Origin of the sequence: Streptomyces amritsarensis (assembly GCF_001953875.1) — a bacterium.
In the GTDB taxonomy this organism is placed as follows: Bacteria; Actinomycetota; Actinomycetes; order Streptomycetales; family Streptomycetaceae; genus Streptomyces; species Streptomyces amritsarensis.
Genome location: NZ_MQUR01000163.1, coordinates 1 through 9539 on the forward strand (window position 1 = coordinate 1; position 9539 = coordinate 9539).

Sequence of the window (9539 nt, forward strand, 5' to 3'; positions counted from 1 at the left end):
GCCCTCGAGGTCGCCACCGGCAAGGTGATCGGCTCACTCCACCGCCGCCACCGGGCTGAGGAGTTCAAGAAGTTCCTCATCAAACTCGACAAGGAAGTACCGACCGGTCTCGAGGTCCACCTGGTGCTGGACAACTACGCCACCCACAAGACCCCGGCGATCAAGACCTGGCTGGTGGAACGCTGGTTCGCCGAGCTGACAAACAAGCAGATACGGCGAGGCGTCCACAAGAGCGTCCAGGCCCTGGAACAAGACATCCGGGCCTGGGTCGCAGCATGGAACACCGACCCCAAGCCCTATATCTGGACCAAGACCGCGGACGAGATCCTCGAACGCCTCGCCTCATATCTGAACAGAATTCCCGACTCAGAAGACTAGGTCGCTGTCCACGTGTTCCCCTCCCGCCCGTCCGCTCGATGCGGACCGTCCCGAATACCCGTCCTGCTTCTCCAACGCGCCCGCGGGTTCCGGGACGCCTCCGCCGACCCCGGTGCCGCGAATGGAGACCGTCCCGGAGTCGACCGATTCCGGTCCGGCCACCCTGCGCACGACACGTGTCGGGCGACCCGAGGACGTCAGTGGTGGGCGACATCGGAAATGTCAGTAGCTCGGACAATGTGAGGACAGGGGCGCTGCCGACTCAGACGGATTCCGCCCGCATGTAAGAGAAGACCCTGCCCAGCGCGGCGTCCTGATCCCGGGGCGCCCTGTCGGAGAATGCCGCCCAGGCCCGGTTGAGGTCGTCGCGCCGGAAGGGGCGGGGCACTTGGGGGGTCAGTCTGATGACCATCGGAGGGACCCCCGCCTGCTCGTACGCGGCGAGCTTGTGGTGCCCGTCGAGGAGGTAACCCACCCAGCTTTCGGCGGTAGGGAACAGCACGACCAGCGCCGGCAGGTCGCCGCCGGCGCGGATGTGGTCGCGGTAGCGGCGCACCGCCCTGTGGTCGTGGGGCGGCCACGCGTCGGTGGTCACCAGCGCGAGCTCCTCGTCGGCGTACCAGCCGTGGACCTGGAGGGCGCGCGGGTGGACCACCCGCAGGTGGTGCGGAGCGACCGCGGCCGTCATCACGTACCGCCCGGAGGCGAGCAGCGACAGCAGCGGGCGCAGGCATTCCGGATCCGGAGGCTCGGCCTGGCCGGTGCGCGGATCGGGCACGAGGCCGGGGGCGCTGAGCCACTCGGTGAGGTACTTGACCTCGGAGAGCCCGGGGCAGCCCGTGCCCGCACGGGCTGCCAGCCAGCCCACGCTGCCGCAACCGTCGTTGGCTTCCAGAAGCACCGGATCGCCGGCCAGCAGGAGCATGCTGCCACCCTCGTCGCCTGTCACTTCGATGACGCCGTGTCCGTCGGGCACGTCGAAGGACACGGAGAGGGGAGGCGGCGGTGGTCGTCTGATCATTTGCCGATCCTATGAGCGGCCGCCCGTGCCGCACCGGACAGAGAGAACGCCGGAACCCTCACCGTCACCACCGACGGCGACACCGTCCTGGCCGACGAAGTTCAGTACAGCCTCCGCGCCATCGACACCGGTGACGTCAATCCCTACTGACACACGTCATGTCGCCGACCACTGACACCTCCTGTCGTCAGCCACTGACATCCGTCTGTCGTCCGACAGTGTTGCGGGGCGGGTGTCGCGGGTGGGCGCCCCCGGCGGGTTGGCCGACAGCCGGGTATTTCCCTCGGAGGTCCCTCAGCCCGCCGGTAGGAGAGCCGGGCCCGGCCCGTCTCAGGGCACGTCCAGCGACGGCGTCCGGCCGGGCCCTGCAGCCGTTGAGGAACAGCGGGCCAGCCAGCTGGGCTGGGAGAATGCGGAAGGGCCGGACCCACTGCCTTTGGGTCCGGCCCTGTCCGTGCGGCAGCACTACTTGACGGGGGCGCTGTAGGTGGTGCTGAAGCCGTTCTTGCGGAAGTACACCTTCGCGGGGGTGATCTTGCCCTTGAAGGTGACGGTGCCGGTGACCTTCTCGCCCTTGTAGAGCTTGACTGCCTGAAGGTTGTCGTCGGCTCCGAAGATCTCGGCGGAGTGCTTGACGCCGTCGGAGTCCGTGACCTCGAAGTAGAGCGGATTGACAGAAACCGTGTCATCGGAGTTGTTCACGACTGTGACCTGGACCGCGGTGTAGTCACCGCCGTCGTGCAGCGCCGTCGGCTTGAATACGGCCTTCTCCGCTGTCAGCGTGACCGGCGGAGTCTCGTTCTCCTCTTTTGTCGGCCCAGGCTTGGCCTCTGTGGACGCGGACGAGGCCCCGGATGGCGCCGTGGCACGGGTCTGCTTCTCTCCGCCTGTGCCGTTGCCGCTCCCAGCACCGAGGATCGCTGCGCACCCGGACATGAGGACGAGCGCGCCGACGATGGCGCCGCAGCCTATGCCGACCTTCGCTCCGGTACTCATGCCGGGCTTGACCGGCGGTGGCGGCCAAGGCCATGCCCCCGGTGCCTGCGGTATCCCGGGCTGCGGCGGGTAGGGCGGTTGATGACCGTAGGGCTGTGCCGGGTAGGGCGGCTGGTGGGGATTGTGCGGGGGCGGTCCCTGCGGCGGGGGTGGGGTGGCCATGCAGATGCTCCTGTCCGTGCGGTGTAGCCCGATGATGCCCTGGTAGCGGAGCGTTCTCCTCCATCGAAGCCGCGCGACCAGGTCGTCCGTGGGGCAGCTGGCCGTGTGGAAGACGCCTTCGGCAAACGTGTGCGGTGGCGCGGGAGAGGCGTTCGCGGTCGTGATGCCGAAGAGGGCGCCGGGCGGGTCGGAGACGGTCGAGCTCCTGGAGTACCTCATCGGTCCCGGGGAGCGCGATGAGCACACCGACCCCCACCTTGTTGCCGCCTGGGACCCGGACCTGCCCTGCCCGGCCCGCGACCCCGGCCGGATGTCGCTCGCCGGCCTGGCGCTGCTCCTGGACGCCCCCGTCGAAGCTTTGCGCGGCCCGCGCCCGGCCGAGCACGTGTGGCATGTCTCAGTCCGCAACCACGCCGGCGACCGCACACTGTCGGACGCCGAATGGGCGGAGGTCGCCGCCGCCATGGTGCACGCCGCGGGCATCGCCGCCCGCGGCGACGAACACGCCTGCCGGTGGGTCGCCGTGCGCCACGCGGACGACCACATTCACATCGCGGCGACCCTTGCCCGCCAGGACGGCCGGCATCCCCGCGTACGCGGCGACATCCCCAACATGCACACCGCCGCCCGCCTCTTCGAAGCCCGCTGGGGGCTGGCCGAGATGTCGCCGCTCGACCGGACCGCGCGCCGCCGCCCGCTCACTGGCGAGGCCGAGAAGGCCGCCCGCCGGGGCCTGGCCGAGACCGCCCGCGAATCCCTGCAGCGCACCGTCCGCACCGCGGCCGCGCTCGCGCACGACGATGCCGACTTCCTCGACCGGCTCCGCGACGCCGGGCTGCGCGTGCGGGAGCGTCACGGTGACGACGGCACCTTGGTCGGCTACGCGGTCGCGCTGCCCGGGGACCGTGCCGACCGTGGCAGCCGGCCCGTCTGGTTTGCGGGCTCCACGCTCGCCTACGACCTGTCCCTGCCGCGTGTCCGCGAACGCTACGAGCCCCTCGTCACCGACGCCGACTGGGCGCTCGCCGAGCACCGCATCCGCGAGGCAGCCCCGCCGCCGGTGGCCACCACCCTGTTCTCCCTCACCGAGCGTGGCCGCGAGCTGGAGCCGGTGCTGCAGGAGCTGAGCCGGTGGGGCGTCCCGCTGTTGCGTGAGCCGGACGGCAGCGACACCTTCCGCACCCACTGGCTGGACATGCCCGCCCGGGCACTGACCGACCACCGCCCCGACCAGCCGGCAATCGCCCTGCAACTGCACGCCGACGGCAACGAAGACCTGGTCATCGAAGTCAAGGACGGCGCGGTGCACACACACGCCGGCCGCGTCGACCACCCCACCGCGTCACTGACCGGACCGCCGCACCTGCTGGCCGCGACCCTCCTCGGCGACCTCGATCTGAGCGCCGCAGTACAGCAAGGCCTGCAGCTCAGCGGCGAACGCGAGGCAGTACTGCGCATCCTGCCCCGCTGATCGACCGCCCGCTCGCGGGCCCGCGACCTCAAGCCCTACCGAGGCTGCGCCGGTCTCAGAACGGCCCTTTGCCCGAGCAAGATCAAACATGATGCCCCGGCGGGCGCGAAGCGCCGTTCCGGTTCGCAGAACTCGTTCTCACTCGCCCCGCGGAATCGTGGGCGGTGGCCGTCGTCGTGCAGCCGGGAGCCGCTTTCCGGACCTCTGCCCGGGGCGGGCCCGGGTCCTGGCCCGCCCGTACCGCGTCGTCAGGTGGCCGGGACCAGATCAGCAGCCCCGGTCGAGCGGGGCTGCTGATCAAGCTGGGATCCTGCTCAGCCCGTGCCGATACGGCGTGCTCGGGTGAGGCCCGGCGCTCAGGCGCTCTGGGGCAGCAGCACCCCCGGCCGGGCAGCACCACGTGGTCGTCCCGGTCAGTTCTGCAGGCAGTCCAACTGCTTGCAGGGCGTGCGGTATCCCCGCGCCCATTCATGCCCGTCGACGTTGCCGACGCCGGGCCCCCATTGGCGCCCGTCCGTGATTCCGTACTTCTCGACCGTGCGGACCAGCTTCTTCACGGTCCTGGGCTTTTCGGCGTTGAGGCGCTTGATGGTGCGCAGGTTGTCGTCGTCGGTGTCGGCGGTGCCGCTCGTGGCGACGGCGGGTGCGGCGACGGCGGTGGAGGCGAGTGAGACGCCGCCGGCCAGGAGGGCGGTGATCAGGAGAGGCGCGACTCGTCGGGCGAGGGTGGCGGTCATGGGGGCAGGGCTCCTTGGGAAGGGATGGGTGCCTGGTCGCCGTTCCTTCTCGGCGTCACCGTCACTCCATTGCGCCCCACGCCGGACCTGGGGTCACGGCACGGAAAGACGGGGCTTGACCCCGGCCGCCAGTCATGCGGCGAGCGGCCCCGTCCCCGTCGTTTCACGACGGTGGAGACAGCCTCGCTGATGGTGATCAAACGCAGCGGGGGACCGAACCCTTCAGCCGTACCAAGGTCATCTCCGGCGTGCGCAAGGCGTGCCAGGGGCGGCCGGTCACAGAAGACGCCCTCGCCAAGCTCGACCAGCGGGTCGAGGTCCAGCCGGTCGGAACCGGCCTCCTCTGGTTCCTGAACCAGATTCCCCTGCGGTGCTTGGTGACGTCAGGCCTGCAGCGCCGTACCGGCGCTGCCGTGCTGGCGGTGGTGACCTTCGCCGTGTGCGGTGGGTGGAGGGGGAGGGCCGGTGGTGGTTGGCCGGGTTGGTGGTGGTGGGGGTCTTAGCTGTGTGGTGTCTGGTGTGCGGCACACCTCTGGCACTTTCGACACACGGTCGGCGTTTCGTCGTGGTCTCCCGTCGTGCGGGACGCGGGAGGGGGACCGGTCCGAGGTCCTGGGAGTGCGGCCGCGTTGAGCAGGGCCGTCACCGCGAACGTGGCGCGCGTCAAGGCCGGAGGTACCGACCGGTGGGGCCGACACCGGATACCGCGGCTGGACCAGGGCCGCTGCCGGGACACCACCGAAGCGTTCATCGGCCCCGCACACCGCCACACTCACCCGCCCCCGGCCTCTGGCCCTCGGCCGCCACGCCCCCGATGGCCGGCCGGGCCTGGTCGGCCGGACGTTCCCCTGCGCCCCGGTCAGTCCCGCCAGGTCGCCGGGCACTTGGCATTCACGCAGACGGGCCGCCCCGGGCGGGCGCCCGCTTCCCGGCGGGATAGGAGCCGCGCGATGTCCTCGACGTGACGCTGGTGCGCCCCGGACGGTCGCGGCGGTCGGCGCCGACTGGCCCGTCGGCAGGGGGCTTCCGCCCCCCACTCCGCTTCGAGCGGCTGCGCCCCGCGGGGCGCCCTCTCACCGTGACGGTCAGCGGCAACGCGATGTCCGCGACGAGGCCGGCGCGGCCGGCCGGGGTCTACGACGCCGCCGGCCTTCCGGCCCCGGGTCTCCCCGACAGAGGCCCGCTCCCGCTCCGAGATCGACCACACCGAACAGGTCGAAGATCAAGCTAGGGGCGGGCGTCCATGCGGTGGATGAGCCGGCCGTCGGGGCCGAAGACTTCGATGAAGTAGCCCCCCTTGAACGACGCTCCCTCCTTTGTCGTCAGGTGGGTGGTGACCGAGGTGTTCTGCCGGCGGAAGGTCGCGTCGGCATGATCCGCGTTGCGGGTCCGGATGACCACCCGGGGCACGCCTTCCGGTCCGTCCTCGACCTGGATCCCGTACACATCCGGATCCCCGCCGGCCGCCCGGTAGCGGTCGGCCAGGGCCAGGGCCTCCTGGGGAACTGCCGTGGCCGTGGACGTCGGACCGGGCATGGCCTGCTCCCGGGGTTCTGCCGTGCAGCCCACCAGCACCGCGGCTGCCGCCACCGCCGTCAGTGCCGCGCCGACGCCCCGCCGCAATGCGTGCCCCATCTCCAACTCCCCTGTTCGGTAAGGACCCGCCGACCCTACGCGAGGCTCGCCGCGCCCGGAGACCGGCCCACTCGGCGCCGAGTTCGGCGAGGGCGGCGAGCTGCAGCTGGTCGGGCTGGTCGCGGTCGGCTTTCGTGGTGCGGGTGATGGTGTGGTTCAGTTCTGCTGGCTGGGTGAGCGTATGTAGTTCACGCCGGGTGGGTCGTGGGGGAGGTATCCCTTCGCGCTGTCCTTCTGGGGGATGACCACGAGGTAGACCTTGCACAGCTGGGCGGTAGCGGGCCCCTGATAGTCGAACCTGATCCCGGGCCTCTCGTCGGGGTAGGTGTCAAACGCCCAGGTTGCCGGGCCGGTGTAGGAACGGGCCGGTGCGTCGGTGGAGTGCCCGCAGTTCGGTCCGGGACGTGTGACCCGTTCGAGGTCTGCAGTACCGTCCGCCCGGACCGTCAGGCGGCCGCCGTCGGAGCCTTGCCAGACTCCCGCCACATCAGCGATCGCGAGCGGTTCCTCATGGTCCTCGCCCAGCTGGATCCGGAAGGCGGCCATCAATGCCAGGAACAGCGCTGTCGCGCCTATGAACCACCAGAGGGTCTGCCGCCAGTCGGTACGCACCAGGTGCTCCTTCTCGTATCAGCCACGGCCAGACTGCACCTCCTGAAGCTGTTGAAGTCCGGGGTGCTGCAAAGGGAGAGCAGGTTCCGCTCGTCAAGGTTGCCTGTCCGGTGATCTTTCATGTCCCAGGCGCCGGGCTGGGCTGCGGCCGGCCCGTGCCGCTGCAGCATGCACGGGCGGGGTCCGGTGCCCTGGCCCGCTCTGAAGCAGCAGTACCACTCGGGCCCCCGACGGCGTCTACCGCGCCCAGTCGACACCGAGTTCGGCGAGGGCGGCGAGCTGCGCCTGGTCGAGCCGGTTGCGGCGGGCCTTTTGGTTCCCGACCCAGATGCCGGTGCGGTGCTCGGTTCCGTCGGGCAGCCGCTCGACGACGGCCCGCCCCGGCAGTCGGCCCTCCCGCGCGATGTACTGCTGCAGAGCCTCCAGCCCTTTCTGGAAGGCCGTCCCGCCCGCGCGCGGCCCGGACGCCGTGGTCGTCTTCGCCGCGGTCTTGCGGGCCCGTGGGGCCTTCTTCACGCCGAGTTCGGCGAGTCGGCGCTGCTGTTCGGTGTTGAGGCGGTCCCAGTTTCTGCGCTGTGTGGCGAGCCAGCGTCCGATGTCGTCCCCGTGCCGGGTCACCCCGGGCACGACCGCTGCCAGGCGGGCGCCCTCGGTAAGGAGCTGCGCGAGGTAGGTGTAGTGTCGCTGCCAGTCGACCGTCCACCCGAGCACGGCGGGGTTCCAGTCCGGGTCGATCGCGGCCAGCTGAGCGGCCCGCCGCTCGGCGCGTACGGGGTCTTTCCCGAGCCCGCCGGGGCGGCGCACGTTCGTGAGCCACTGACCGATCTGGACGTCCATGATGGCTGCGCCCCGTGGCGCGGCGAGGGTGCCGTGGAGGTCGTGGTAGGCGCGTGCCGCCCCGAGGTTGGTTTCGAAGCCGGCGTCGGCGGTGTCCCACACGACCCCCAGCCCCTCCAGCTCGGCCGCGCGTTCCCCGGTCATGGTCCCGGCGCGGTACGCCCGCCGCTGGTCCGACAGCCACCTGCCGAGCGGGAACGCCCCTGCCTCCTCCACGTGCTCGTACGGGACCTCCAGATCCCCTTCGCGCTGCCGGTACCGGTGGGCGGCTTCTGCGCCGCGGCGCCAGTCCTGGCGTTCGGTGTTGATCACCTGGTAGGTGATCCACTTCGCGATGAGCGCCGGGTCGCGGGGGGTCGCGAAGCGGAGCAGCAGCCGGGACTCCTCCTCGCCGTCCTCGGGCGCCTGGCCGACCGGCCGAGACGGGTTCACGGCTCTTTTCTGGTTCTCCTGTGGAATGGCAAGCATCTCCACGGCCTTCTCATCGTGAGCTCGAAGCCCTTCCAGTACACGAATTAGCGGCCGGTAGGAATTCGACGAAAGCATGTCTTCAGGCTTTTCCCCCGGAGCCATGAAGACGGGCACGATCAGAGTGGCTGTCTTGCCCTGGCCGGGTTTCTGCCGCAGGGCACGGCCGATGGCCTGGACGATGTCGACAGCTGATCCCTTGGGGTCGACCAGGGCTACTGAGTCCACGCTTCTGATATCGACGCCTTCGCCCAGGACCCGGCAGTTACTGAGCACGGCGCGCCCGGCCCGGCGTCCGAAGTCGGCGAGGACCGTCTGTCGGTGGCTGCCGTCGTGGTCCCCGCACAGCCACCCCGACCACACCCGCTCCGGATGCCGCCCCGGGTCGACTGCGTGGAGCCGACGGGCGACGCGGTCGAGCCCGGCGGCAAAGGCTTCCGCCTCGATCGTGCGGTGGTGGAACGTAATGGTGGTCTGCAGCCCGTGGACGGCCATGGTCTCCAGGAGAGCGGTCTGCACCGCGGCCAGCCGCTCACCGCGCAGCCGCTCCTCGTACCGCTCCACGCTGTTCAGCCGGTCCGGTGTGACGACGGGGTCGGCGAGTTCCGCCACCACGATCTGGTACTTCGCCAGAAGCCCGCGGGAGATCGCGTCGGCGAGCGACAGCTCGTAGACGACCGGCCCGAACACCTCCTCGTCGTCCATCGAGCACGCCAGCTCCTTCGGCAACCGGTCCCAGCGCGGCCTGCCGACGTAGACCCGCCCCTCTGCCTCCGCCTCCTCGCGCTCCTTCGCCTCGGCGAGCCGGCGAGCCTCCTCCAGCTCCCGCTCCTGCGCCCGGTTCCGGGGCGGCCGTTCCATCCAGATCCGCGGCGTCGCGGTCATATAGAGCCGGCGCATCGCCGGGATCACGTCCTGGCGGTGGACGTCTGCCCAGGCTTTCCCCGCCGATCCCGACGTGCGGTGCGCCTCGTCGACAATCACCAGGTCAAAGACATCCATCGGCAGCCCGTACGCGCCCTCGTGGGCCTCGGCGATGACCGGAAGAGAGGCGTAGGTCGCGTAGACCGTGACGGGGCCGCGCCCGTGCCACAGCCCCAGCTGCGGCGCCGACGTCGTCGTTCGGACGTCGAGCTGCCACAGCTGCGGATCGTCCTCGAGCGAGCACACCGCGACGGCCGGCCCGGTGTGTCCGACGAGCCGCCACTCCCGCACCGTCTGC

Annotated in this window: 7 protein-coding genes and 2 pseudogenes; 3 read left to right on the forward strand and 6 right to left on the reverse strand. The window is 70.7% G+C overall.

The genetic code is table 11. The annotated features are described in order from the left end of the window. Window positions 1-378 (forward strand): annotated as a pseudogene (locus AVW11_RS34635) (IS630 family transposase); the annotation flags it as partial. Window positions 379-640: 262 nt separating this feature from the next. Here AVW11_RS34635 and AVW11_RS34640 read toward each other — a convergent pair. Both AVW11_RS34640 and AVW11_RS37600 read right to left on the reverse strand, forming a co-directional pair. Next, complete coding sequence (locus AVW11_RS34640) at window positions 641-1399, reverse strand: hypothetical protein (RefSeq protein ID WP_143568937.1); 759 nt, start codon at window positions 1397-1399, stop codon at window positions 641-643. Between the two features lie 465 nt (window positions 1400-1864). Continuing rightward, a complete protein-coding gene (locus AVW11_RS37600) occupies window positions 1865-2395 on the reverse strand; it encodes a DUF4352 domain-containing protein (RefSeq protein ID WP_076047005.1) in 531 nt (176 codons plus the stop codon). Between the two features lie 325 nt (window positions 2396-2720). On the opposite strand from AVW11_RS37600, the gene AVW11_RS34650 reads away from it, so the two are divergent. Further along, entirely contained in the window at window positions 2721-4028 is a 1308-nt protein-coding gene (locus AVW11_RS34650) for a hypothetical protein (protein WP_076047006.1), read from the forward strand. 413 nt (window positions 4029-4441) lie between these two features. Here the strand turns inward: AVW11_RS34650 and AVW11_RS34655 are convergent, their stop codons facing one another. After that, a complete protein-coding gene (locus AVW11_RS34655) occupies window positions 4442-4765 on the reverse strand; it encodes a hypothetical protein (protein ID WP_076047007.1) in 324 nt (107 codons plus the stop codon). A gap of 156 nt (window positions 4766-4921) precedes the next feature. Here AVW11_RS34655 and AVW11_RS34660 point away from each other — a divergent pair. Then, window positions 4922-5103 (forward strand): annotated as a pseudogene (locus AVW11_RS34660) (ATP cone domain-containing protein); the annotation flags it as partial. Window positions 5104-5992: 889 nt separating this feature from the next. On the opposite strand, the gene AVW11_RS34665 reads toward AVW11_RS34660, so the two are convergent. The 3 genes from AVW11_RS34665 to AVW11_RS34675 all read right to left on the reverse strand — a co-directional run. Next, window positions 5993-6400, reverse strand: coding sequence for a hypothetical protein (locus tag AVW11_RS34665; RefSeq protein ID WP_079250907.1), 408 nt, complete (start codon window positions 6398-6400; stop codon window positions 5993-5995). A 156-nt stretch (window positions 6401-6556) separates the two neighbouring features. Further along, on the reverse strand, window positions 6557-7012 hold the full coding sequence (locus AVW11_RS34670) for a hypothetical protein (RefSeq protein WP_076047008.1): 456 nt from the start codon (window positions 7010-7012) through the stop codon (window positions 6557-6559). A 237-nt stretch (window positions 7013-7249) separates the two neighbouring features. Then, window positions 7250-9539 (reverse strand): DEAD/DEAH box helicase (locus tag AVW11_RS34675; protein ID WP_240528341.1); only part of this gene is annotated, 2290 nt, incomplete at its 5' end.

Coding starts and splice junctions, on each gene's coding strand:
- AVW11_RS34640 (WP_143568937.1), bottom strand. CDS start 1,399: ATGATCAGACGACCACCGCCGCCTCCCCTCTCCGTGTCCTTCGACGTG.
- AVW11_RS37600 (WP_076047005.1), bottom strand. CDS start 2,395: ATGAGTACCGGAGCGAAGGTCGGCATAGGCTGCGGCGCCATCGTCGGC.
- AVW11_RS34650 (WP_076047006.1), top strand. CDS start 2,721: ATGCCGAAGAGGGCGCCGGGCGGGTCGGAGACGGTCGAGCTCCTGGAG.
- AVW11_RS34655 (WP_076047007.1), bottom strand. CDS start 4,765: ATGACCGCCACCCTCGCCCGACGAGTCGCGCCTCTCCTGATCACCGCC.
- AVW11_RS34665 (WP_079250907.1), bottom strand. CDS start 6,400: ATGGGGCACGCATTGCGGCGGGGCGTCGGCGCGGCACTGACGGCGGTG.